Annotated in this window: 21 protein-coding genes; 14 read left to right on the forward strand and 7 right to left on the reverse strand. The window is 65.0% G+C overall.

Annotated features, from left to right (window positions below; all coding sequences use genetic code 11):
• The first annotated feature begins 158 nt into the window (after window positions 1-158).
• Complete coding sequence (locus tag LIG30_RS17080; protein ID WP_083494073.1) at window positions 159-2,471, forward strand: bifunctional diguanylate cyclase/phosphodiesterase; 2,313 nt, start codon at window positions 159-161, stop codon at window positions 2,469-2,471.
• Window positions 2,472-2,598: 127 nt separating this feature from the next.
• Here LIG30_RS17080 and LIG30_RS17085 read toward each other — a convergent pair whose 3' ends face one another.
• Both LIG30_RS17085 and LIG30_RS17090 read right to left on the reverse strand, forming a co-directional pair.
• A complete protein-coding gene (locus LIG30_RS17085; RefSeq protein WP_038713800.1) occupies window positions 2,599-2,787 on the reverse strand; it encodes a hypothetical protein in 189 nt (62 codons plus the stop codon).
• Window positions 2,788-3,034: 247 nt separating this feature from the next.
• Complete coding sequence (locus LIG30_RS17090; RefSeq protein WP_160326709.1) at window positions 3,035-3,499, reverse strand: phasin family protein; 465 nt, start codon at window positions 3,497-3,499, stop codon at window positions 3,035-3,037.
• A 430-nt stretch (window positions 3,500-3,929) separates the two neighbouring features.
• On the opposite strand from LIG30_RS17090, the gene LIG30_RS17095 reads away from it, so the two are divergent.
• From LIG30_RS17095 to LIG30_RS17145, 11 genes are all read left to right on the forward strand, one after another.
• Entirely contained in the window at window positions 3,930-5,072 is a 1,143-nt protein-coding gene (locus LIG30_RS17095) for a muconate/chloromuconate family cycloisomerase (RefSeq protein ID WP_038713804.1), read from the forward strand.
• A 23-nt stretch (window positions 5,073-5,095) separates the two neighbouring features.
• A complete protein-coding gene (gene catC / locus LIG30_RS17100) occupies window positions 5,096-5,386 on the forward strand; it encodes a muconolactone Delta-isomerase (protein ID WP_038713806.1) in 291 nt (96 codons plus the stop codon).
• 78 nt (window positions 5,387-5,464) lie between these two features.
• A complete protein-coding gene (gene catA / locus LIG30_RS17105) occupies window positions 5,465-6,400 on the forward strand; it encodes a catechol 1,2-dioxygenase (protein ID WP_038713970.1) in 936 nt (311 codons plus the stop codon).
• A gap of 117 nt (window positions 6,401-6,517) precedes the next feature.
• Window positions 6,518-7,873 (forward strand): Rieske 2Fe-2S domain-containing protein, encoded by a 1,356-nt coding sequence (locus LIG30_RS17110; RefSeq protein WP_038713807.1) that lies wholly within the window; start codon window positions 6,518-6,520, stop codon window positions 7,871-7,873.
• On the forward strand, window positions 7,873-8,361 hold the full coding sequence (gene benB, locus LIG30_RS17115) for a benzoate 1,2-dioxygenase small subunit (protein ID WP_038713808.1): 489 nt from the start codon (window positions 7,873-7,875) through the stop codon (window positions 8,359-8,361). Before LIG30_RS17110 ends, benB begins: the two co-directional genes overlap by 1 nt.
• 40 nt (window positions 8,362-8,401) lie before the next feature.
• Window positions 8,402-9,424, forward strand: a complete 1,023-nt coding sequence (gene benC / locus LIG30_RS17120; RefSeq protein ID WP_038713809.1) for a benzoate 1,2-dioxygenase electron transfer component BenC — start codon at window positions 8,402-8,404, stop codon at window positions 9,422-9,424.
• Window positions 9,421-10,197, forward strand: coding sequence for a benzoate diol dehydrogenase BenD (benD, locus tag LIG30_RS17125; protein WP_038713810.1), 777 nt, complete (start codon window positions 9,421-9,423; stop codon window positions 10,195-10,197). Before benC ends, benD begins: the two co-directional genes overlap by 4 nt.
• Window positions 10,198-10,259: 62 nt before the next feature.
• Entirely contained in the window at window positions 10,260-10,658 is a 399-nt protein-coding gene (locus LIG30_RS17130) for a RidA family protein (protein ID WP_038713811.1), read from the forward strand.
• 112 nt (window positions 10,659-10,770) lie between these two features.
• Window positions 10,771-12,027 carry a GTPase gene (locus LIG30_RS17135; protein WP_038713813.1) on the forward strand — a complete coding sequence of 419 codons (1,257 nt, stop codon included), beginning with the start codon at window positions 10,771-10,773 and terminating at the stop codon, window positions 12,025-12,027.
• Window positions 12,024-13,604, forward strand: a complete 1,581-nt coding sequence (locus LIG30_RS17140) for a GTPase (RefSeq protein ID WP_038713815.1) — start codon at window positions 12,024-12,026, stop codon at window positions 13,602-13,604. Before LIG30_RS17135 ends, LIG30_RS17140 begins: the two co-directional genes overlap by 4 nt.
• An 88-nt stretch (window positions 13,605-13,692) precedes the next feature.
• Window positions 13,693-14,637, forward strand: a complete 945-nt coding sequence (locus tag LIG30_RS17145) for a LysR family transcriptional regulator (RefSeq protein ID WP_051995067.1) — start codon at window positions 13,693-13,695, stop codon at window positions 14,635-14,637.
• A gap of 6 nt (window positions 14,638-14,643) precedes the next feature.
• Here LIG30_RS17145 and LIG30_RS17150 read toward each other — a convergent pair whose 3' ends face one another.
• Genes LIG30_RS17150 through LIG30_RS17165 form a run of 4 tightly spaced genes read right to left on the reverse strand, consistent with a single transcriptional unit; the run spans window position 14,644 to window position 19,612 of the window.
• Window positions 14,644-16,188: a TolC family protein gene (locus tag LIG30_RS17150; protein ID WP_038713817.1), complete on the reverse strand. Its 1,545-nt coding sequence runs from the start codon at window positions 16,186-16,188 to the stop codon at window positions 14,644-14,646.
• Window positions 16,175-18,295 (reverse strand): FUSC family protein, encoded by a 2,121-nt coding sequence (locus LIG30_RS17155; RefSeq protein WP_038713819.1) that lies wholly within the window; start codon window positions 18,293-18,295, stop codon window positions 16,175-16,177. The genes LIG30_RS17150 and LIG30_RS17155 overlap by 14 nt, the downstream gene beginning before the upstream one ends.
• A complete protein-coding gene (gene mdtN / locus LIG30_RS17160; protein WP_038713821.1) occupies window positions 18,276-19,325 on the reverse strand; it encodes a multidrug transporter subunit MdtN in 1,050 nt (349 codons plus the stop codon). Before mdtN ends, LIG30_RS17155 begins: the two co-directional genes overlap by 20 nt.
• Window positions 19,322-19,612, reverse strand: a complete 291-nt coding sequence (locus tag LIG30_RS17165) for a hypothetical protein (RefSeq protein WP_038713822.1) — start codon at window positions 19,610-19,612, stop codon at window positions 19,322-19,324. Before LIG30_RS17165 ends, mdtN begins: the two co-directional genes overlap by 4 nt.
• Window positions 19,613-20,424: 812 nt before the next feature.
• Between LIG30_RS17165 and LIG30_RS17170 the strand changes: the two genes are divergently transcribed.
• Window positions 20,425-21,819 carry a spinster family MFS transporter gene (locus tag LIG30_RS17170; protein WP_051995068.1) on the forward strand — a complete coding sequence of 465 codons (1,395 nt, stop codon included), beginning with the start codon at window positions 20,425-20,427 and terminating at the stop codon, window positions 21,817-21,819.
• Window positions 21,820-21,890: 71 nt separating this feature from the next.
• Window positions 21,891-23,033, forward strand: coding sequence for a porin (locus LIG30_RS17175; protein ID WP_038713823.1), 1,143 nt, complete (start codon window positions 21,891-21,893; stop codon window positions 23,031-23,033).
• 379 nt (window positions 23,034-23,412) lie between these two features.
• Here LIG30_RS17175 and LIG30_RS17180 read toward each other — a convergent pair whose 3' ends face one another.
• Entirely contained in the window at window positions 23,413-24,321 is a 909-nt protein-coding gene (locus LIG30_RS17180) for a toll/interleukin-1 receptor domain-containing protein (RefSeq protein ID WP_038713824.1), read from the reverse strand.
• Window positions 24,322-24,716: the final 395 nt, after the last annotated feature.

The raw sequence follows: 24,716 nt of genomic DNA on the forward strand, positions 1-24,716 counted from the left end.
CGAGGCTCCCCATCGAGCCAGGGAGCGGGCGCGACATCCGGTGGTCGCACATTCCGGTGATGATTCGGAAGTCCGGTTGACGGTGAGTCGAGTGCCGATCCCTGACAGTTGACGGCCGATCTGATGTCAGGCCTGGTGCAGACATAATCCGGAAGACGATGATTCGAATCGCAAGTTCCTTTCTGGCAAAACCGGCTCGGTTCATTTTTGCCGGGATCGGCATCACGCTTGCCACGACAGGCGTTACGGCCGTGTCGCTATACCAGATGAGACTGGATGCGATGGCGCAGGCGCGCGATACCGCCGAGAACCTCGTGATCTCGCTGCAAAAGGAGACCGAGCGCAATCTCGACCTCTACCAGCTTGCGATGCGGGATGTCGTGACAAGCATGGAGAATCCGCGCATCGTTCATCTTCCTCCCGAAACCCGGCAGCTCGTCGCTTTCAGCTCGATCAGCAGTGCAAGGGAACTCGGCGGACTGTTCGCAACGGATGCGGCAGGCAATCTCGTCCTCGACTCCCGTTCGGTCGTGCCGCGAAATCTGAATGTAAGCGACCGCGACTACTTCCAGGTTCATCAACAGCAGAAGGAAGCCGACCTTTACATCAGCAAGCCGTTCGCGTCGCGCACGGACAATTCGGGGCAGCCGACGATCGGCCTGAGCCGGCGTCTCGAGGATGCGAACGGCCAGTTCGCCGGGATTGTCGCAGGGACGCTCCGGCTGACCTATTTCCACCAGCTGTTCGAAGGGACGATCCTCGGTCCGCACGGGACCATCACGCTGTTGCGCACGGACGGAACCGTGCTGATGCGGCACCCGTACCGCAAGCGCGATATCGGAAGCTCGCTCGCCGGGGGCCATTCCTTTCCGCCGCTCGTGCAATCCGATCACGGAACCTATGTCGACATCGCCGTGCTGGACCACGTCGAGCGTCTGTACAGCTTCAGGCGTATCGGCAGCTATCCGCTGGTGGTGGTCGTCGGCCTGGCGACGGACGATATCTATGCCGGGTGGCGCAAGCGGGCATTTGCCATCGGTATCGTGACGGCGGTTCTGGATGTGCTGACGATCATGCTGTCCCTGATGTTCAGCGCGCAATTGCGCCGGAGAGTTGCAATGGAGCGCCAGTTGCAGAGCCTTGCATGGTTCGATGCGCTGACCGGCCTGCCCAACCGCGCGCAACTTGGCAGGGAAACGCTCCGTATCCTGACGGACGCCGGCCGGAATTCGTCGCATTTCGCGGTGCTGTTCATCGATCTGGACCGTTTCAAGCGGGTCAATGACACGCAGGGCCACTCCGTCGGCGACGAAGTGCTGAGGGAGATCTCGCGGCGTCTCAGGAGTCACGTCCGGGGTGAGGACGTGATCGGCCGCCTCGGTGGAGACGAGTTCCTGGCCGTGCTGCACGATTGCGACGTCAACACGGCTGCACACGTCGCCGGGCGTATCCTGCGGGACATGTATCAGCCTGTCACCGTCAACTCGACGCACGAAACCAGCATCACGCTCAGTGCGAGCATCGGCATCGCGTTGTATCCGCACGACGGGCTGGACGCCGATACGCTGGTGCGGAATGCGGACATGGCGATGTACCAGGCGAAAAGCGCGGGACGCAACCGGGTGCATTTCTACGCGCCCGAATACGAGCGTCAGGCCAAGGAGCATCTCGAACTCGAAATCGCGCTGCAGCGGGCGATGAAAGCGCGGGCGCTGAGCCTCGCCTACCAGCCCAAGGTCGATTTGGCGGGAACGCTGCATGGCGCCGAAGCCCTGGTTCGGTGGCGCGACGAGAAGCTGGGCTTCGTGCCGCCAGACCGCTTCATCGCCATCGCGGAAGAAAGCGGCCTGATTGCGGAACTGGATGCCTGGGTGCTCGACGAGGCCTGCCGCCAGCTCGCCGCGTGGCGGCGCGACGGCATCGACGTGCCGAACATATCGGTGAATGTCTGTGCCGCCGACTTCAAGAGTGCGGATTTCCCCGGCTTTATCGCGCGCACGCTGGAGGCCCATGGCCTGCGGAGCGCAGACCTGATCCTGGAAATGACCGAGCGCGTGATGTTCGACGAGTCGGTCGATGACATCCGCACGTCGCTCGATGCGATCCGCGCCCTCGGCATCGCGCTGTCGATCGACGATTTCGGCACGGGCTACTCGTCCCTGAGCTATCTCCACCGGTTCCCCGTCAAAGAGCTGAAGCTCGACAAGAGCTTCGTACAGGACATCGGGTTCGATGCGATGGCCGAATCGCTGGCGCAGGCCGTCATCAACATCGGCAACGTGCTGCAGATGACGGTCATCGCGGAAGGTGTGGAAACGCAGGAGCAGCGCGACTTTCTGCATGGCCACGGCTGCCTGATGTACCAGGGGTATCTGTATTCGCGGCCGCTGTCGTCGGGGGAGCTGGCGCGCTGGGTGGAAACGCATCGGCAACGCACGCCGGCAAGCGAGTCAGCCCAGGTCGTGACTTGAGTTCGAGGCGACTTTCATTGAATCAGGCGGGCCGGTCCGCCGAGTTCGTCTTGACGCGCCACGCGGGCATGTCCGCCAGACACTGCGCGTGCATGCCCGCGACCTCGCGCGATGCGGCCGACGCCGTCTAGCGCATGCGTGCAAAGGCTTTCAGGACGGCGCGGCCCTCGGCCGTGATGCGCGGGCCCAACGCGACCGGATCGAGGGCCACCAGATGCTGCTCCAGCAGCGCGTGAAATTCGTCGCGATCCGTCTCGATGCGATCCGGTGCGTCGTTGAGCAGCATCAATGTGGTGAATTCATGCGGACTGAGCATGCTTGTCTCCTTACGCGGAAGTAGCTTCGTTTCATGGTCATGGTTGGCGCCGGTACAGCGTGTCGGCGCCGTGACTGCTACATGGACGTCCAGTGACTGACTGCTTTGCTGCATGGGGAAATCGTGTGCGGTCGACAGCGCGGATTTTCATCCGACCCTTGCGACTTTCGTTCAACGTGATGCTTTGCTTTCAAGCACTGCGGCAGCGCGGTCGCCAGACGCGACGCGCGACGCGTGTATCGACAGGCTAACCATCGGATTTCTTGACTCGATCCGATACGCTGCCGGCGCCCGGGAAGGCCGACTCCAGCATGGCCCTGGCGACGTCGGTGCCGACGGACGCCTGTTTCGCAAGGTGATCGACGAGCGTCCGGGTGGTGGCGTCGTGATACCCGTATTGGGAACCGAGAATCTTCATCATTTCGGTCTGCGTGCCCGACATCACTTCATAAAGCTTGCGGCTGTAAGCCAGCATCATGTCCGCGCCGGACTGCATCCGGCCGACCTGCCGCGTGATCAGCGCTTCGGGCGTCTTGACGGACAGCGCATCCAGCCAGTAAGCCTGGCTCTCGCCGAGCCCCTGGCGGACCGCTTCCAGATTCGCTTCCACCACGCTCTGGAAGCCGTCGAACGTCTGATGGGCCAGGCTGTACAGGGCGTTCGTGTTGCTCTTGTGCAGCGCAATGACTTGCTCTTGCGACAAAGCGTTCACTCGTCCTCTCCTTGGTTGGCATCGGTGGGCGCCGGATCGCCGTGAAGCCGGCGGCATCCTGTGCGATCTCGGGGCAGTGAACGTGCGGCTTGAATCAGCCCGCTGACCCGGCGAATGACCGAACTGGAGGATGCATTCTAGCTTTGTCAAAACAATGTGAAGCATTCCTCTCGATAGGGGGATACCCGTAACTTTCGTTGCGACGCGATCGAGATTTTTCGTGCCAGAGCATCGATGCGCCGCGACGCGGCGCTTCCGCTGAAGCCCCCGCCGGCTAGTCCGCGAGAGTATGGTGCAGCGCGGTATTTTCGTATGACCCGCTCATCTCCATACCTGGCAGGTATGGATGTTGGCTTGCAAAAGTATTGGACGGTCCAAAAGGCGACACGTATAAATCCGTTCCATGAACTTCACTCACGCAGCTTCCGCCATGACCTCAGCGACGATTGAACGCATCGAAACCTCGCTCGTCGATCTGCCGACGATTCGCCCGCACAAGCTTTCGGTCGCCACGATGCATGGACAGACCCTGATGCTGGTGAAGGTGTACTGCAGCGATGGCGTCGTCGGTATCGGCGAAGGCACCACGATCGCCGGCATGGCCTACGGCCCGGAAAGCCCCGAGGCGATGAAGCTCGCGATCGACACGTACTTTGCTCCGGCGATGATCGGCAAGGATGCCGAACGAATTCAGGCGCTGATGGAGCACCTCGGCAAGCTGATCAAGGTCAATCACTTCTCCAAGAGCGCGCTCGAAACCGCGTTGCTCGATGCGCAAGGCAAGCGCCTTGGCGTGCCGGTGAGCGAATTGCTCGGCGGTCGCCGGCGCGAGCGCCTGCCGGTCGCGTGGACGCTGGCTTCCGGCGATACCGCCAGGGACATCGCCGAAGCCGAGACGATGCTCGACGTGCGCCGGCACAAGGTCTTCAAGCTGAAGATCGGCGCGAAGGAACTGAAGACGGACATCAAGCACGTCGCCGACATCAAGAAGGCGCTCGGCGACCGCGCCGCGGTGCGCGTCGACGTCAACATGGCCTGGAGCGAGACGCAGGCTGCGTGGGCCATTCCGGCGCTGGCCGATGCCGGCTGCGAACTGGTCGAGCAGCCGGTGGCGTCCGCCGCGGCGCTGGCGCGCCTGATGCGCCGGTTCCCGGTCGCGTTGATGGCCGACGAGATCCTGCAGGGGCCGGAAAGCGCATTCGAGATCGCGAAGCACCATGGCGCCGACGTGTTCGCCATCAAGATCGAACAAAGCGGCGGGCTCTTTGCCGCGCAGCGCGTGGCCGCGATCGCCGACGCGGCAGGTATCGAGCTCTATGGCGGCACGATGCTCGAAGGTGCGTTCAGCACGATTGCATCGGCGCATCTGTTCGCCAGCTTCGCGAAATTGCAGTGGGGCACCGAATTGTTCGGGCCGTTGCTGATCACCGAAGAGATCCTGACCACGCCGCTGGATTACAGCGACTTCGAATTGACCGTGCCGAACGGCCCGGGCCTGGGTATTGAACTCGACGAAGCCAAGGTCAGGCATTTCACCCGCGACGGGCTGACGAAAGTCACGAAGTCATCCTGACATCCAGCAAGAGGAACCTGACGATGCTTTTCCACGTACGCATGGACGTGAATCTCCCGGTCGACATGCCGGCCGATGTCGCCAATGAAATCAAGACGCGCGAGAAGGCGTATTCGCAGGAACTGCAGCGCAGCGGCAAGTGGCGCCATATCTGGCGCCTCGTCGGCGAGTACGCGAACTACAGCGTCTTCGATGTCGAGAGCAACGCGGAACTGCACGACATCCTGACCGGCTTGCCGCTGTTCCCGTACATGGAGATTTCGGTGACGCCGCTGTGCCGTCACCCGTCGTCGGTTCGCGACGGCGATGCCTGAGCCTGGGAGACGGTCGCCCTTCTAGAGCGAGCGCGTCCCGAGTCGTTTTATTCGGAAAACTAAATGGAGACAGTCATCATGAACGTCAAAGTATTCGAAACGAAAGAAGTGCAGGATCTGCTGAAGGTCGCGTCCAACCTGGACGGCAAGGATGGCAACGCCCGTTTCCAGCAGGTGCTCCATCGTCTGTTGAGCGACCTGTTCAAGGCCATCGACGATCTCGACATCACGCCCGATGAAGTGTGGGCCGGCGTCAACTACCTGAACAAGCTCGGCCAGGACGGCGAAGCGGCGCTGCTCGCCGCGGGCGTCGGCCTGGAGAAGTATCTCGACATCCGCATGGACGCCGCAGACCAGGCGGCCGGCATCCACGGCGGCACGCCGCGCACCATCGAAGGCCCGCTGTATGTCGCGGGTGCGCCGGTGCGCGAGAGCATCTCCAGAATCGACGTCAATCCCGACTCGGACGCAGGCCCGCTGATCATCCACGGCACGGTCACGGGCCCGGACGGCGAGCCGGTCGCCGGCGCGCTGGTCGAATGCTGGCATGCCAATTCGCACGGCTTCTATTCGCACTTCGACCCGACCGGCGCGCAGAGCGACTTCAACCTGCGCGGCGCGGTCAGGACCGGCGCCGACGGCAAGTACGAATTCCGCACGCTGATGCCGGTGGGCTACGGCTGCCCGCCGCACGGCGCGACGCAGCAGCTGCTGAACGCGATTGCCCGCCACGGCAACCGTCCGGCGCACGTGCACTTCTTCGTCACCAGCAGCGACTACCGCAAGCTGACCACGCAGTTCAACATCGAAGGCGATCCGCTGACCTGGGACGACTTCGCGTACGCGACCCGCGAGGGGCTGGTCCCGCCGGTGGTCGAGAAGACCGGTGGCGCAGCGCTGGGCCTGAAGGCCGACACGTACAAGGACATCGAGTTCAACTTCAGCCTGACCTCGCTGGTGCAGGGGAAGGACAACCAGGTCGTCCAACGTCCGCGGGCTTCGGCCGCGGCGTAACAGCCCGACGCGGCGGCGGCACGGCACGTGCCGCCGCCATCGATCCCCAGCAGGGATCATTCGACACCGATGCGAGCACTCCGGGCAGGGCCGGAGCGGCGCGTAGGGAGAGGAAACATGTCCGCCATCATCGACAAAGCCAACGAACTGGATCATCTGCTCGCCACTGCGGTGCAGGATGACAAAGAGGCCGGTGTATTCCGTTGCCGTCGCGATATTTTCACCAACGCCGAGTTGTTCGAGCTGGAGATGAAACACATCTTCGAGAGCAACTGGGTGTACCTGGCGCATGAAAGCCAGGTTCCGAACAACAACGACTACTACACCACGTGGATCGGCCGTCAGCCGGTGGTGGTCACGCGCGACAAGAACGGCGAGCTGCACGCGGTGATCAATGCCTGCGCGCACAAGGGCGCGATGCTGTGCCGGCGCAAGCACGGCAACAAGGGCAGCTTCACGTGCCCGTTTCACGGCTGGACGTTCTCCAACGCCGGCAAGCTGCTGAAGGTGAAGGACGAGAAGACCACCGAATACCCGGTGCAGTTCAACACCGAGGGATCGCATGACCTGAAGAAGGTCGCGCGCTTCCAGAACTATCGCGGCTTCCTGTTCGGCAGCCTCAATGCGGACGTGCTGCCGCTGGAAGACTACCTCGGCGAAGCGCGGGTGATCATCGACCAGATCGTCGACCAGGCGCCGGACGGGCTGGAAGTGGTGCGCGGCAATTCCTCGTACGTCTACGACGGCAACTGGAAGATGCAGATGGAAAACGGCTGCGACGGCTACCACGTCAGCACCGTGCACTGGAATTACGCGGCGACGATGGGGCGGCGCAAGGAAGACGGCACCCAGGCGGTGGACGCGAACGGCTGGAGCAAGTCGGTGGCGGGCGTGTACGGGTTCGAGCACGGCCACATCCTGCTGTGGACCAAGACGATGAACCCGGAAGTGCGGCCGGTCTATCGGCACCGCGACGAAATCGCGGCGCGTGTCGGCGAAGCGAAGGCGGAATTCATCGTCAACCAGACCCGCAACCTGTGCGTGTATCCGAACGTGTTCCTGATGGATCAGTTCAGCACGCAGATTCGCGTGGTGCGCCCGCTCGGCGTGGACAAGACCGAAGTCACGATCTTCTGCTTCGCGCCGAAGGGCGAGAGCGCAGCCGATCGCGCGACGCGGATCCGCCAGTACGAGGACTTCTTCAACGTCTCCGGCATGGGCACCGCTGACGACCTGGAAGAGTTCCGCGCGTGCCAGAACGGCTATGCCGGCATCACGGCGATGTGGAACGATCTGTCGCGCGGCGCGCCGCTGTGGGTCGAGGGCGCCGACGAGAACGCGAAGAAGATGGGGCTCAAGCCGATCATTTCGGGCGAGCGCAGCGAGGACGAAGGCTTGTTCGTGTGTCAGCACGAATACTGGGTGCGGGTGATGCGCGACGCACTGAAGAAGGAACGTGAGGAGGCGCTGTGATGAGCATCGACTACCAGAAAATCTGCGCGGCGCTGTACCGTGAAGCGCGCCTGCTCGACGATCGCCAGTGGGACGAATGGCTGGCCTGCTATTCGGACAACGTCACCTACTGGATGCCGGCCTGGGACGACGACGACCAGCCCACCGACGACCACGAGAGCCAGATCTCGCTGATGTACTACCCGAATCGGGGTGGCCTGGAAGATCGCGTGTTCCGCATCAAGACGGAGCGCAGCGGCGCGTCGACGCCCGAGCCGCGCACCAGCCACAACATCACCAATGTGGAAGTGCTGGCCGAGCGTGGGGATGAAGTGGACGTGCGCTACAACTTCCACACGCTCAACCATCGCTACAAGACCACCGACCATTTCTTCGGCACGGTGTTCGCGACGTTGCGCAACGGCGATGACGGCTTGTTGATTTCGTACAAGAAGATCGTGCTGAAGAACGACTACATCCGGCAGGTACTCGACGTCTATCACGTTTGACGTCGGACAGTACGCATTAGAGGCAGTAAAGGAGGTTCCCATGTCCAGTTTCACAGTTGCACTGAATTTCGAGGACGGCGTCACGCGTTTCGTCGAATGCAAGGCGGGCGAGAAGGTGCTCGATGCCGCCTTCCGCGCCAGGATCAACCTGCCGATGGATTGCTCCGACGGCGTGTGCGGCACCTGCAAGTGCCGCGCCGAGAGCGGCAGTTACGACCTGGGTGACGATTACATCGAGGACGCGCTGAGCGAGGACGAGAAGAACGGCGGCCTCGTGCTGACGTGCCAGATGGTCCCGCAGAGCGATTGCGTGATTTCGGTGCCGGCATCGTCCGCGGTGTGCAAGACCGGGCAGAGCACGTTCGCGGCGACCGTCGCGAATGTCGAGCTGCACAACGATGCGGCCGTCGTGCTCGAACTGGACGTGGAAACCGCTGCGCCGGTGTTCCTGCCCGGCCAGTACGTCAACATCGACGTGCCGGGCAGCGGCCAGCACCGTTCGTATTCGTTCTCGTCGGCGCCGGGTGAATCGAAGGTCAGTTTCCTGATCAAGAAGATCCCCGGCGGCGTGATGAGCACGTGGCTCGAATCCGCGCAGCCGGGCGACGCGCTGGCGCTGACCGGGCCGCTCGGCAGCTTCTATCTGCGCGACGTGCAGCGGCCGCTGTTGTTCCTCGCCGGCGGCACGGGGCTCGCCCCGTTCCTGTCGATGCTGGAGGTGCTGGCGCGCGCCAATTCGCAGCAGAAGGTGCACTTGATCTACGGCGTGACCCGTGACCTCGATCTGGTGGAGGTCGACGCGATCGACGCGTATGTGGCGAAGCTGCCGAATTTCAGCTACGCGACCGTCGTGGCCGAAGAGGCATCGAACCATCCGCGCAAGGGCTGGGTGACGCAGCACATCCCGGCCGATGCGTTGAACGACGGCGACGTCGACGTCTATCTGTGCGGGCCGCCGCCGATGGTCGACGCGGTGCGCAAGCATTTCGACGACACCGGCGTGAAGCCGAACAGCTTCCACTACGAGAAGTTCACGCCCAACGCGGCACCGAAGGCGGCATGATCATGCAGCGATTCTCCGGCAAGGTCATGGTGGTCACCGGTGCGGCCCAGGGCATCGGCCGTGGCGTCGCGCTGCGGGCGGCCGCCGAAGGCGGCAAGGTGCTGTTCGTCGATCGCGCCGACTTCGTCACCGAAGTCGCCGCGGAAGCGGCGGGCGCGGACACGGCGGGGTTCGTGGCCGACCTCGAGACGTACGAAGGCGCGGAAGCGGCGATGGCATTCGCCGCGCAACGGTTCGGCGGCATCGACATCCTGATCAACGGTGTCGGCGGCGCGATCCGCATGCGTCCGTTCGCCGAATTCGAGCCGGCGCAGATCGACGCGGAAATCCGTCGCTCGCTGATGCCCACGCTGTACACCTGTCACGCGGTGCTGCCGCACCTGCTCAGGCGGGGCGGCGGCACCATCGTCAATGTCTCGTCGAACGCGACGCGCGGCATTCGCCGCGTGCCGTACTCGGCGGCCAAGGGTGGCGTCAATGCGCTGACGCAGTCGCTGGCGATGGAATACGCGGAACGCAACATCCGCGTCGTCGCGACTGCGCCGGGCGGAACCAGTGCGCCGCCGCGACGCGTCCCGCGCAATGCCGCGGGCGACAGCGAGCAGGAAAAGGCCTGGATGAGCGAAGCGGTGCAGCAGGTGACCGATTCGACTTTCTTCAAGCGCTACGGCAGCCTCGACGAACAGGTCGCGCCGATCCTGTTCATGGCGTCGGACGAGGCCAGCTACATCACCGGCACGGTGTTGCCGGTCGCCGGCGGCGACACGGGCTGAGCGCACCGTACATCGGCACGCGCCCGGCGTTCGCCGCCGGGCCTATACAACAGGGGGTATCCATGAGCGATCGCAAAGCCGTCATTCCCGACGGAATGGAAGCGGTGTACGAGAAGATCCGCTATTCGCCTGCAGTCAAGGTCGGCAACACGATCTACGTGTCCGGCCAGATCGGCCGTGACGCGGCGATGCAGCTGGTCGAAGGCCGCGAAGCGCAGATGACGCAGGCGTTCGACAACCTCGAGCGGGTGCTGGCGGCCGCGGGGGCGTCGCTGCGGGACGTGGTCGACCTGACCACGTTCCATACCGACATGCGCGACCTGCCGCTGTTCATGCAGGTGCGCGACCGCTATTTCGACTCGGACCCGCTGCCGGCCTGGACGGCGGTAGGCGCGCACATGCTCGGCGGCGCGCCGGGCTACATCGTTGAAATCAAGGCTGTCGCCGTCTTGCCGGAATAACCCGGTGATGCGCGCCTGTCCACGGATGTGTTTCCGGAATCGCCGGGCCGCAGGCCGCATGGCCGCGCCGGCGCACGCCGCTTGAATGCCTGAAGCGTTGAGGAGCCGACCCTTGTCCGGAGCAATTCGCGAGCAGGCGGCACGGGATGTCGTATCCGTGTTGCCGAACCGCGCCGACGATCTGGCGCGCCTGCAGACGCTCGCCGAGGACGGCGAGCCCGTCGTCACCGTCATCGGCAAGTACAACCACGGCAAGAGCCGTCTGCTCAATGAGCTGATCGGCCGCGACACCTTCTCCGTGGCCGACCGGCGCGAGACGGTGGCCCTGTCGGGCAGCGTGCATCATGGCGTGCGCTGGCTGGATGCGCCGGGGCTGGACGCAGACGTCGGCACCGAGGACGATCGCCACGCGTGGCAGGCGGCGTGGCTGGAGTCGGACGTCCGTCTGTTCGTGCATGCGGCGAAGGAAGGCGAACTGGACGCGAAGGAGCTGTCGCTGCTGGCCGGGCTGCGCGCAGACGGCGACAGGACGCAGCGGCAGACGTTTTTCGTGCTGTCGCAAGTGGATCAGGTGGCCGACGACGCCGAACTGGACACGGTCCGCGATGCGATCGGCGCGCAGGTGCCGGGCATCGCGCTGAACGCCGCTTCCGCCACGCGTCATCGCAAGGGCCTGGAAGGCGGGAAGGCCTTGCTGCTGGAGAAAAGCGGCATTCCCGCGTTGCGCGCCACGCTGGAGGCGGCGCTCGCCCGCGTGCCGGGGGCGCGCGCGCATGAATCCGCGTTGCTGTTCGGCGAGATGCGCGAAGAACTGCGACAGCTTCGCGCCGGGCAGGAACACGTGCTTGACGCGTTGCGCGACACGCAGCGGCAGCAGCGGCAGGCCTACGATCAGGGCTTGAAGGCGGTCATCGACAAGGTGAGCGGCGACATCGGAACGATGCTGAATGCGCTTGGCCCGGACGACGCCTCGGTGCCGGATTCCGCAAAGGACGCGTACGCGATCACCGCGGGAAAACGTCAACGCGCACAGATCCAGATCGGCTACTCGCGCGCCTGCATCGAAATCAACGCCTTTCTGGTCGGCCACGGTGTCGTCGGTTTGCCGCCGGAGCGGCAGACCGCGGCACGCAGCCTGAACTCGGTGATGGTTGCCGTCATGGGCGTGTCCGTGAAGTACCGCCGCGACTTGCGCACGATGTTCTGCGAAGCGGCGGGGCGCGACCGCATGCAGCGCGCATTCACTCAGTATTACGAATGGTCGGATGACAGAAAGGCGTTGGCGACGCGGATTTCGGAAACCGGGGCGGCCATTGCCGCACTGGACGGCGCGACCGCTGCGTTGCACACACTGGAAGCGGGCGCATGAAAGCGGGCCTGAGCAACGAGCAGCGCTTCATTGTCGAGGTGGATTCGTTCGAGTTCATCGCGCAGGATGTCGACAAGACCCGGCGTGCGCTCGCGGACTGGCTCGCGGCATTGAACGCCGATCTTCAGGCCAGCCGTCTGGCATGCGCGGGACTGACGGAGCAGAGCGGGCTGGCGCTTCAGGCGAACGCCATCGACACCGTGTTGCGGAACGGCATGCACGCGTGGTCGCGGCAATGGTCCAGTCTGGACGCGGCTCGCGCGCTGGCCGATACCTTCGACGACAAGGTGTTGCTGCTGGTGTTCGGCAAGTTCAATGCGGGCAAGAGTTCATTCTGCAATTTCATGGCCGAACGCTTCGCCGCGCACGGCAAGACGGTGCGGCATTTCCATCTCGACGCCGGCCGCATCGTGCAGACACCGGAACGCTTCGAGGAAGGCACGACCGAAACTACCGCGCGGCTGCAGGGTGTTTGCCTGGGTGAGAAGCTGGTTCTGCTGGATACGCCCGGGTTGCATTCGGCGACGCCGGAGAACGCGGCATTGACGCGGCGCTTCACCGAAAGCGCCGACGGCGTGTTGTGGCTGACCAGTTCCACCTCGCCCGGGCAAGTGCAGGAACTGGACGAACTGGGACGGGAACTGCATCGCAACAAGCCGCTGCTGCCGGTCGTGACCCGCAGCGACATGTACGACGAAGACGAAGTCGACGGCGAGATCCGCAAATTTCTTTGCAACAAGACCGCGCAGAACCGCGCCGAACAAGAGGCCGACATCAAGACCCGCGCGGAACAGAAACTCCGGGCGATGGGCGTCGACGCGGCGCTGCTGAAAACGCCGATATCGATCTCCGCGCACATGGCGCGCGAACAGGGGCATACGCCGGCGGCGATGATCGAGGCCGGCTTCGAGCGGCTGTACGCCGCGCTGCTGGCCATTGCCGGGCCGGCATTGTTCTATAAGCGGCGCAAGCTGGCGGAAGTATGGCTGCACCATCTGGAAGAGAACGTGCTGGGCCTGTTGTGCCGCGAGGTGTCTCCGTTGCTGGCGGCGTTGAACGCATCGTCGCAAGCCGCGCTCGCGCGGCTCGAACGGCAGCGGGAGCAGATCGTCGGCGCCGTGTGGCGCAGCGTCGTGCCGGCGCTGCCAGCATTGCTGGAAACCCATGCGGCAACGCGCGATGCGGCAGCGATCCGCAACAGCCTGTCGGATTCGGTCTTCGACGCGTTCTGCCGCGAAGCGAGCGGGCAGCTGGCCGATTACGCGGTCGAGCCGGATGCGTCGCTTGCGCGAATCCAGCTGGACGACGACGCGGGTTTCGAGGATCTCGTGGTCGACTGTTCCGGGGAAGTCAGCGACATCTGCCAGGTCGCGGGCGTCGACTACCCGCATCTGTACGCCGCGCTGGAAACGGCAATTCACAAGAACCTGCTTCGCCTGTCGAGCGATGCAGCCGAACAGTGCCGCGCTTCAATCACGCGGCTGATGGATGCCGCAACGTGTGTGAAAGACGCGTTGCGGCTTCACGAACGCGATCTGCTCGACATCAAGCGAGCATTACGCACCGAATCCGCTTGACGGGCGCGCCGCCCCCGACGGTCCCGAAGACGAACCGTTCCGCGACGCGGCGTTGTCCGTGCGCTTCATGGTCCGCACCGGTCACAGTATGAAACTTGAGTTGAGACACCTGCGTTACTTCGTGGCAGTGGCCGAAGAGCGCAACTTCACGCGCGCCGCCCAGCGGTTGCATATCGCCCAGCCACCGCTGTCGCGCCAGATCCAGCAGCTCGAGCAAGTGCTGGACGTACAGCTGTTCGAACGCAATTCGCGCCCGCTCAAGCTCACCGACACCGGCCGCTTCCTGTACTCGCACGCGGTCCAGTTGCTCGCGCAGAGCATCGAGCTCGAATCGATGACGCGGCGCGTGGGCAAGATCGAGCGCAGTCTGTCGGTGGGCTTCGTCGGCTCGACGCTGTACGGCTTGCTGCCGAAGATCATTCGCCGCTTTCGTCAGGAGAACGGCGCCGTCGAGCTGACCCTGCATGAAATGACGACGATGGACCAGATCAAGGCGCTCAAGGAGGGCCGCATCGACGTCGGCTTCGGCCGCATCCGGCTCGAAGATCCGAGCATCCGGCGCGTGCTGCTGCGCGAAGAGCGGATGATCGTGGCGCTGCCGCTCGGCCATCCGCTCGCCGGCGCGAAGGACGCGCTTTCGTTGTCGGATCTCGTCAACGAAACGCTGATCATCTTCCCGAAGGCGCCGCGCCCGAGCTACGCGGACCAGGTGCTGGCCGCGTTTCACGATCGCTCGCTGACGCCGCGCCGCATCCACGAAACGCGCGAACTGCAGATCGCGCTCGGGCTGGTCGCGGCGGGAGAAGGGCTGTCGATCCTGCCGGGCAGCGTGCATGGCCTCAAGCGCGACGACGTCGCGTACAAGTCGCTCGACGATCCCAGGCTCGTGTCGCCGGTCATCATGAGCATGCGCATGCTCGACGAATCGGAGGACATCCAGCGCATGCTCGAATTGATCTACCGGCTCTACGACGAGGAGAACATGGCGGGCGTGGCGTCGGTGGAGCGCGACGGACAATCCGTCGCGAGCTGACCGGATTCAGCGCGCGCCGATCGTCCCGGTCGCGAGCGCGAGGGCGGCTGCGGCCGACAACGCGCCGCAGTAGCTGTCGACGGACGCGTTCTTTGCCGCAATCAGCTGGCTTTGCGCGAGCGTCGCGTCGGTGATCGAGCCGACGCCGCTCCGGTATGCCGTCAGCGCCGCGTCGTAGCTCGTTTGTGCCGCGTCGACGAGCGCATTGGCGGCTTCGTGCGACGCGAGGCTCGTTTGCAACGCGTTTTGCGCCGCGACGATCTGCCGGACTGCTTCTTCCTTCGTGCGCGTGAGGCGAGTCGCCGCGCTCTCCGCATCGTTGCGCGCCTGCAGCAGCACGGCCGACCGGAAACCGCCGTCATACAGCGGGAGTGTCACGCCGACGAAGACGCCCGCGCCGTACCGGCTGCCGTTCAGGTTGACGGTCGGCGCCTGCTGGCCGATCGCCGGCAGCGCCGTGATGCCCGCGCGCCCGCTGCTGTACGACGTCGTCGCGGACGCGAACACCTTCGGCATGAATTCCGCCTCTGCTGCCTTGACCCTGGCCTGATCCGCCTGCACGGTCGCGTACGCGCTCAACAAGTCGGGGCGTCGCGCGATCGCGTCCGACACGATCTCGTCGACCGGTGCACGAAGTGCCGGCGACAGCGGCCGTGCCGGCAGCGTGGCGATCGACGGCCTGGACAGCGGCGAGATGCCGAGCGACGACACGAGGCCCAGATAGCTGTCGCTCTCCGCGCCGCGCGCGTCGACGAGCGCGAGATTGGCCTGCGCGCGATTCTGCGTGGCCTGCGCGACCTCGACGATCGTGCCGACGCCCTGCTTGAGCCGGGTGCGGGCGGCCAGCGCAATCGCGTCGGCATTGTCGAGACCCTGCCGTGCGCTGCGCGCGCGCGATCGCGCGGCTTCGTATCGGTAATACGCGACCGTCACGTCGTGGATCACCTGCTGGTGAACCGCGGTGAACGCGACGTTCGACGCGACCGATGCCTGTTTCGCCGCCTCGACCCGCGCGGCGCGCTCGCCGAAGTCGAACAGCAGCCATTGCAGCGCGAGCACCGAGATGGCGCCGCGCGCCGTCGTGTCGGCCGACGCCGTGCCGAGCGGCGTCGTGGTCGAGCCGTGGCCGGTCTGGTAGGCGCCCATCGCCGTGGCCGACAGCTGCGGCAGGTACGCGCTTTTCGCGATGCCCACCGCGAGCGCCGCGTTGCGCGCGTCGTTCCATGCGATGCGCGTCAGCGGGTTGGCCGATTCGGCGAGGTCGATCAGTTCGGGCAGCGTGTACGCATGCGCGGGATCGAGCGCCGCCGCGGGCGGCACCGTCGCCAGTGCGGCATTGGCGGGCAGCCTGTAGTCGTGCGCCGTGGCGGCCGTGGACGCGTTCGGTGCATCCGGCACGATCTCGCCGGAGGGCGTCGTGCGGGGCTGCCACGACCGGTCGGAGGCCGGCGGCGCGAGGTCGAGCGACGCGGTCGCGCAGCCGGCCAGCCCGACGGCAGCCACGATGGCGGCAGCGACGCGGGACGCGGCCGGCGGTTCACTCACGCGCATGTTGGAAGGACTCCCGGATAGTGTTTTCGCGAGCGGCTTCGGCAATGCGTTCGAGCCGTGCGTCGATCAGGTTCAGCAGCGCATCGTGCGCGGCGTCGATGGCGGGCGGTGTCGTGGCGGCGCGTTCGACGGCGTCGGGCGCGCGCATCGGCGTGCCGCTCGTCAGCGTCGAGACGGACTGCGATGGAGGCGCGCCGCTGCCGGCCGGCGCGGCCTGATCGTGGCCGCTGTCGCGCGACACCCGCGCGAGGCGCGCGCCGATCGCCGCGTCGCCGGGCGCGCGTTCCGCCAGCAGGAAGAGCGGGCCCGCCAGCGCGTCCAGTTCCGCGAGGGTTCGCCCGCGCGCCTCGCGCCACGCCGGCGCCGGGCGCACCCAGGACGGTTCGTAGTGGATCAGGCCGATCTCCTGCGCGATCGCGCCGTGGCGCGCCAGCGCGTCGGCGGCGCGCATGCGCCGTTCGACGGCCGGCGCGATCTGCGTCAGGCGTTGCCATTGGCCGGGCAGCGCCGCCAGTGCCGCGTCGACCTGCTGGCTGATGCTGACCGGCCAGATGCGCGTAAAGACGAGATATACGACGATATTGCCGAGCAGGATCCCGATGACGCGGTCGCGCGCGAGCGTCAGGTCGAATCCCGGGCCGGCGCCCTGGATCACGGACAGGAAGAACGCGAAGGCGATCTGGAAGCCGGCATACGAGATCCGCGGCGAGCCGAACGCGACCCAGGCGGCCACGGCCGCTCCCGCGAACACCAGCGCCATGAGCTGGCCGACGGACGTGAACGACGGCACCGCATACACGATCGCGGCCGTGCCGAGCAGCGCGCCGGCGAGGCATCCGGCGATCCGCAGCGTGAGCTTCTCGACGGTTTCGGCGGTCGTGCCGAGCGACACCATGTAGCACGTGATGAAGCACGTGTGGATGCCGGACCAGTCGAGCTGCATGTACAGCAGGTAGCAGAACATCGCGGCGGCGGTGGTTTTCAGCGCATAGCGAACGTGCTCCGGATTCGTACGCGCATCCGGCAGAAAGAACCCGGCGCGCGGCGCGTCCGGCGGTGTGCTCGCGGGCGGCGGCGCGTCGGCGGGCGCTGCAGTGGTGAGCGGTGCATCGTCGGTCGGGGCGTCGGCCGGCGGCGCGTCGGCGGCGAAGCCGGTGATCGCCGCGTGCAGGTCGGCGGCGACGATGCGCGCGAGCGGCGGCAGCGTGCCGGTCGCGGGCAGCGCGAGTGCGATGTCGACGGGATAGCCGCCTTGCTCCAGGATGTCGGCCATCCGGTTCAGCGTGTCCGACAGCGGCGTCGCGAACGACTCCGGCAGCCGCGCATCGGGCTCGCGGTCCGCCAGCTCGACGGCGACCAGGATCGCCGTGCTCGCGGCGGCGGACCGGCTCAGCGCGGCGACGTCGCCGGAGGTCGACGTGCCTTCGAGTTTCGACAGCTTGAGCCACGTGACGATCTGCTGATTGCCTTCGCGAAGGCAATCGCCGAGCGTGGGACGCACGTCCTCCGTGCCGGACAGGCGACGCGCGGCGACGCGCAGGCGTCCGGCAAGCTGTGCGCACGCGAGCCGGCGCGGCGACGGCGCGATCACAAGGTTGACGGCGATCGAGATGCCGACGGGGATCGCGACCAGCAGCCACACATAGAGCAACGCGCGCGTCGCCGCCTCGCCGACCGGCACGATCCCCAGCTCGTCGAGCCCGAAGCCGACGATCATCGCGAGAATGGCGCCGACCGGCCGCAGCTTGCTCGCCGACGTCAGGTAGAGCAGGCCGGCCGACAACACGGCCATGCAGGCGACCCGCAACACCGGGTAGTCGATGCTGAACAGCGCGACGGCGAGCACGAGTCCGATCACGACGGTGATGATCAGCAGCAGGACGACCGACATCAATGCGCTGGTCGCGCGATCCGGCTTGTTCAGGAAGAACACCACGTAAGCGGAGAGCGCGGCTTCGGGCGTCGCGTACGTGCTCGTCACGAGCACGGTCAGCGCGCAGATCAGCGCGACGCGCAGCGCGATCGACGCCCGCGCGCGAAACGGCGCGAACAGCCGAAGGATCTCGCGCGGGCCGGGCGCCGTGACGTCAGCGGCAGGCACGGCCATGCCTGACCTCGACGATCGCGCTTGCGCCGACGCGCACGAGCCTGGCGTCAGGCTCGTCGAGCCGCACGCGCACCGGGAAGCGCTGCGCGACGCGCACCCAGTTGACCGAGCGCTGGACGATCGGCAGCGAATACGGGAGGTTGATGCGGCCCGCGTCGGCGACGCCCGCGCCGATGCCGACCACCTTGCCGGATATCGGCCGGCTGCGATCGATCATCGAGTAGACGGTCGCGCAGTCTCCGACCTGAATCTGCGCAAGCGACGTCTCGCGATAATTCGCGACGGCGAACCATTCGCGCGTGTCGATCAACGTGAAGATCGACTGGTTGGGCGCGACCGTTTCGCCGGCGAGCACCGACAGGCCCGTCACGGCGCCGTCGTGCGGCGCGCGCACGAGCGTCTCGCCGAGCGCGTACTGCGCGCGGGCGAGCGCGGCTTCGCGTGCCTGCAGCGTCGCGACCGCGTCGGCATCGTCGCCGATCGTCCGCGCGGACGCATGCTGCTGCTCCTGCGCCTGCTTGAGCGAAACCGCCGCGTCGCGCTGCGCGACCTGCGCCTGATCGAACTGCTGCGCGGGGACGTAACCCTGTGCCGCGAGCGGCGCGAGGCGCTTCACGGTGCGCGCGGCCAGTGCGTAGTTATGGGTGGCGCGATCCGTCTGCGCAGCCGCGACGCTCGCGTTCGACTGCTCGGCGATCAACGTCCTGCGCCGCGTGGCGAGCGCCGCGCGCGCGAGCGCGACGTCGGCCTGCGCCTGCGCGACCGTCAGGCGATAGGGCTCCGGGTCGATCTCGAACAGCACGTCGCCTTTCGCGACCTGCTGGTTCTCGTGGACGTCGAGCCGCACGATCCGGCCGCCGACGGGCGACGCGACGTGCACGACGTCCGCATCGATGGCGGCGTCGTCCGTCGACGGGTAGCGGTCCGCGCGATAGTACGCGTAGCCGGCGGCCAGGACGCCGAGCACGACGATCGCAAGCGCGATCAGCCGGCCTTTGATGGAGGGCGGGTGGAGGCCGGCGGCTTTCATGCGAATTGTCCCGTTCCGATCAGCCAGACGACGACGGCGATCACGAGACCGATCGCGGTGCATACGGATAGCTGGAATGGCACCGAGCCCGCCCAGGCGGTCGCGACGAACACCCGATGCGCGACGATGGCGCCTGCCACGCCGATCAGCGCGCTGACGAGCCATAACGGAAAGTACGCGCCGAACAGCGCGTAAGCGGGCGCGCCGCCCGCACAGCCGCCGAGCGGCGCAATCGGCACGAGTATCGACAAGGTGCGCACGGACGGCGGCAGCGCTGTTCTTCTCATGTTGGACGGCCTCGGCGGGCGGGTAGGGGCAGACGGTGATCGCCCGGGGCCGCTTGACGCATGACCCGGGCGTGCCGCTGCGCAACACGCAGCCGATATTAGATGGCTCCGCGTTCTTCGACAACAGGGGGTGTCGATCCGGCCGATGCCGAAGTCGCGCAGCCTGTCCGCATGAAGCGCCGCGCGATCCTGCAGGATGGCTGAGCAATACACCCGTGGTCCGTTCAGGCAGATTGCCTGGTATGCCACGCAATCGCGGGACGTGCCGGCATCGCGGGCCGCGGTGCCGGCGATATGACAGGTATGTTTTTTTATCTTAGTGGTATACCAGTCTCGAAGCCGCGTCTGTCCAGTGTATCCTTCCGGATTCCATATTTAAGCGCTCACTAAATAAGTGACAGGACGGAGAGGAATGAAGCGGATCAGCCTTGCGGCGCGCGTGGGCGCGTCGCTCGGAGTCGTCGACGGCGAGGCAGTGGTCGAGCGCGTCGGCACGCTGCGCGGGCCGCTCGCCGACGAAGCCTGACCGGCGCTTTCCTCGTTGTCCGAAGCCGGCCGCGTCGCGCGGCCGGTTTGCTTTTCATGCCGTGCCGCTGCGCGTCTACGGCCTGCGGTCAAGCCGCGCTTCCACCCGTTTTTCACGCGATTCGTCTGCCTTATTCCCTTAGGTGAAAACGATGAGCCGTTTGCGGCGACTTATTCTTGCGTGCCCAAAAATTATGCTGGAGAATCCTTAAAAAATTCCACGAAGCCAATCGTGGCATACAAAGCGAACGGAGCCTTATCCGCAGCACCTATCGGAGACACCCCAAATGAAGGAACTGACAGCCCAGGACGTGGGCGCCAAGTCAGGCGCCGGCTGGTATCGCAGCTGGTTTCTGCTGCTTCTGGTTCTCATCTACGCATCGAGCTTCGTCGACCGCATCATCATCGCGGTGGTCGGTCAGGCGGTGAAGGTCGAGATGAACCTCAGCGACCTGCAGCTCGGCCTGCTTGGCGGGCTGGCATTCTCGATCTTCTACTCCGCGCTCGGGCTGCCGATCGCGCGGCTCGCCGAGCGCTTCAACCGCGTCGCGCTGATCGCGTTGTCGATCGCTGCGTGGTCGGTGATGACCGCCCTGTGCGGCACTGCCGGCGTCTACTGGCAGCTGCTGCTCTACCGTCTCGGCGTCGGCATCGGCGAGGCGGGCAGTACGCCGACCGCGCACTCGCTGATCTCCGACCAGTTCGGCCCGCGTCGCCGCGCGAGCGCGCTCGCGATCTACGCGCTCGGCCCGCCCATCGGCGTGCTGGCAGGTGCGCTCGGCGGCGGCTGGATGGTGCAGCACATCGGCTGGCGCCCGGTGTTCTACGTGGTCGGCCTGCCGGGGCTGGTGTTCAGCGTGCTTGCATGGATCACGCTGCGCGAGCCGAAACGCGGCGCGGCCGAGGAGGGCGGCGCGCTCACCGCGGCGACCGTGCCGCCGCTGCGCGACGTGCTCAAGGTGCTGATGGGGAGCCACGCGTTCGTGCAGATGCTGCTCGGCACCGTGATCGGCGCGTTCGCGCAGTACGGCATCAACCTGTTCATTCCGGTCTACCTGACGCGCGTCTACGGCATGGACTATGCGCAGGCCGGCCTGATCTTCGGGCTCGTGGTTGGCGTGGGCGGGATCATCGGCAATACGCTCGGCGGCGTGTCGGCCGACTGGGCGAGCGCGAAGGACCACCGCTGGTATGCGTGGGTGCCCGCGCTCGGCACGGCGATCGGCTTCCCGCTCGTCGTGGCCGCGTTCACGCTGGACCAGTGGCCGGCCGCCGTCGCGCTGCTGTTCGTCGCCACGATCGCACTCAACACGTGGAACGGCCCGACCTTCGCGATCGTGCACGGCATCGTCGAGCCACGGATGCGCGCCACCGCGTCGGCTTTCGTGTTCCTGCTGATGAACCTCGTCGGCCAGGGGCTCGGCCCGACCGCGATCGGCTTCCTGAGCGACCGCTTTGCCGGCCGGCTGTTCACGCAGGGCAACTTCAGCATGGCATGCGCGGTGAAGGGCGCGCATGGCGCGCACGGACCGGCCGCGGCATTGCAGGGGCCGCTCGCGGCGGCCTGCCACGACGCCTCCGCCTACGGCATCCGCTACGCGATGCTCGCGGTGAGCGTGGTGCTGCTCTGGTCGTCGGTGCACTACTTCCTCGCGTCGCGCCACGTGCGTCGCACCAAGTGATTCTGAACAGCCATAGGTAAATGGCAATGAAGCGGGTGACACAGCCCGCAATAAAACTAGGAGACGGTCAATTGAAAAAGAAGCTGATTCTGGGTGCGGTGGCCGCCACGCTGGCGGGCACGGCACAGGCACAAAGCAGCGTCACGATGTACGGGATTCTCGACAACGGGATCACGTACGTGAGCAACGCGGGCGGGCACTCGCTGTGGAAGCTCGACGACGGCATCAACCAGGCGTCGCGCTGGGGCATGAAGGGCGCCGAGGATCTCGGCGGCGGACTGAAGGCGATCTTCACGCTCGAGAACGGCTTCTCGCTCAATAGCGGCACCGCGGGCCACGGCGGCGCGCTGTTCGGACGCCGCGCGTTCGTCGGCCTGTCGAGCGACACCTTCGGTACGTTGATCGCCGGCTACGACTACGACTTCATCTACGACTACGTGTCGTATTACACGAACGTCGCGCAGTTCGCGCCTTCGTATGCGTTCCACGGCGCGTATGACATCGATCGACTCGCGGGCGAGCCGGTCAGCAACATGGTGCGCTATGAAACGCCGAACTGGCACGGCCTCGCGGCGGGCGTGATGTTCGGCTTCACCAACATCGCGGGCAGCTTCGGCGGCACGTCGACGGGCACGCCGCGCGTGATCAGCGGGGGCATCAAGTACAGCCCGACGGGCAGCTACAACGCGCCGTATTCGATGGCAGCGGTGTTCACCAAGACCGATGGCGGCAACGCGGCGCGCGGCGTCGGCACGATGGCCCAGGTCGCGCTGAACGCGCAGTCGATCTATACGGTTGCGGTCGGCGGGCAGGTGAATGTGACTGATGCGATTTCGGTGAACGGTGTGTACACCTATACGAATGCATCGCAGAGCCCGCGTGGGGTGATCACGGTCGACGCGTACGAACTGGGTACGAGCTACAAGTTCTCGCCGTTCCTCACGGTGGGCGGCGGCTTTACCTATGTCAACCAGCACGCGCTCGGCAAGTACGACCTGTACAGCATGGGTGTCGACTACCGCCTGTCGAAGCGTACCGACGTGTATCTGTTCGGCACCCTCCAGCATGCGTTCGCAGGCCAGAAGTTCGCGGACAGCTTCCTCGTCTCGACGCCGTATTCGGTGCCGGGCGCGGGCGGCTCGCTGTACGGCAATCTCGCGTCGACCTCGAAGAACCAGCTGGTGGTGCAGGCGGGGATTCGGCACACGTTCTGAATGCGTCAGGTTGCATTCCGGGGTGGGGCGGGGAGGGGAGGAATCTCTGCTCCGCAGTCCGGTTGACGGCGGCGTCGCGCGGTTAGTGCGACGCCGTTTTTTTGTTTTTCTGGATGTCCGTGGGTGTCGCTTTCCGACCCAACTCGGCCGCTCGGGACGCTTCGCACCAAATGGCCGCTTACGAAGTTGAACGGACGCCCTCTCACCCACTCTCAACCGTGTGCGTTTATCAAGGGTGTCACGCGCGCGCCCCACAATAAATCTGACTTCGTTCGCGCACCCGGGCCGCTGACCTCAAGGCTCATTGACTATGAGTCAATCTATGCCAGAACGACTGTATCCCGCGTTTCAGGGGGCTGCTCAAAATGCTCCCTCAAACCTATTTCTTTAGCGCCTTCTGCAACTTCGCCATTTCTCTCAAAAACCCGTCCGGGTCAAGTTCACGCGCAGGAATGGTTGTAATAACCCTCGTTCGCACCTGCTGCACGACATCCTGCCGCGCGAGCGTCCACTCATTAAAAACATAGTCGTCAATGGTCACCGGGATAAGTATGTCATCGCCGCCCTGCCGGGCCTCACGCTCGAAGACTCGTTCGAGTTCATTCAATACACCGCGACGCGAGAGGGAGGATTGAGAGCAAATAAGCAACACCCGGTCATGCGTATTAACACCGTCATGCATCATTCTATGCAGCTTTTGGCCCGGCAGGCTGTTGTCAGGAAAGAACCAGGTCTTAACGTTGTGCGCCTTCAAAAACTCATTGATTTCTTTCGCCCGTTCCTCATCTAGGCCACCATAGCTAATGAAGACGGACTGGTGTAGGTCATCCTCAGACACAATCGTTACCCTCCCGGGAAAAACCTTGAATGCTTGAGCTATCTCGTGTTCCGAAACGTGGACAGCGTTCGTTCTCACTGTTAGTACGGGGCCAAACTCAATTTCGGCTGGCGAATCAACCCGGCGAAGCATACTCTTGGCCTCGGGTAAAAAGTCCGGCACAAACAGTCCGACGCTTGCTAAACCTTTAAATACGTAGGTCGCTCCGGTAACCGCAATGTTGGCAGGGTTAATATCTAGCCCCCCCAATTCCGGCACACAGAACGAAACGTGCGCCAGCCGCCTCTTGTAGTCGACAGCCGTTAGCACGCCAACCTCATAGACGCCACCGAACATCCATTTGTCGTCGTCGTAGACCATCTCAAAACGGTCTTCGTAATACTCAGCGTCGGGGTGCTGCCTTTTCGCAAACTCCCAAGCATCAGCCAATAGCGTAGACACAATACTCATCGCGGATAACCCCGTTCTCGAGCCAACTCAAAAGCAGCAAACCGCGCGAGCCTGCCACTCCGTATGAGGGTAAATGCAGAAAGGAAGTAACGATCGCGTCCGGGTGAGCGCGTTCACCTCAATGTGACAGCGCCGTTAAAACGGTAGGCTGCAATGCTCGGCGATTCAAGGAGAAAAATCGCTTTGCAGAGGGCGAAACGTCGCTGTCGGGGATTTCAATCTTGACTGTCCCCGCGCAGCTCGATCCGTTGTGCGGCTGGGCCTTGCCTGAGCAAGCAGCACCGCACGATCGACACTGCCCCTCAAGTTGCCCAAACAACGACGGTCAACGACGGTCGTCAAGCGACACAACGTTTTAATGAAGCGCTTCCCCGGTGGCCGAACGTGCATCTGGA

The sequence above is a fragment of the Burkholderia sp. lig30 genome (assembly GCF_000687455.2).
Taxonomy (GTDB): Bacteria; Pseudomonadota; Gammaproteobacteria; order Burkholderiales; family Burkholderiaceae; genus Burkholderia.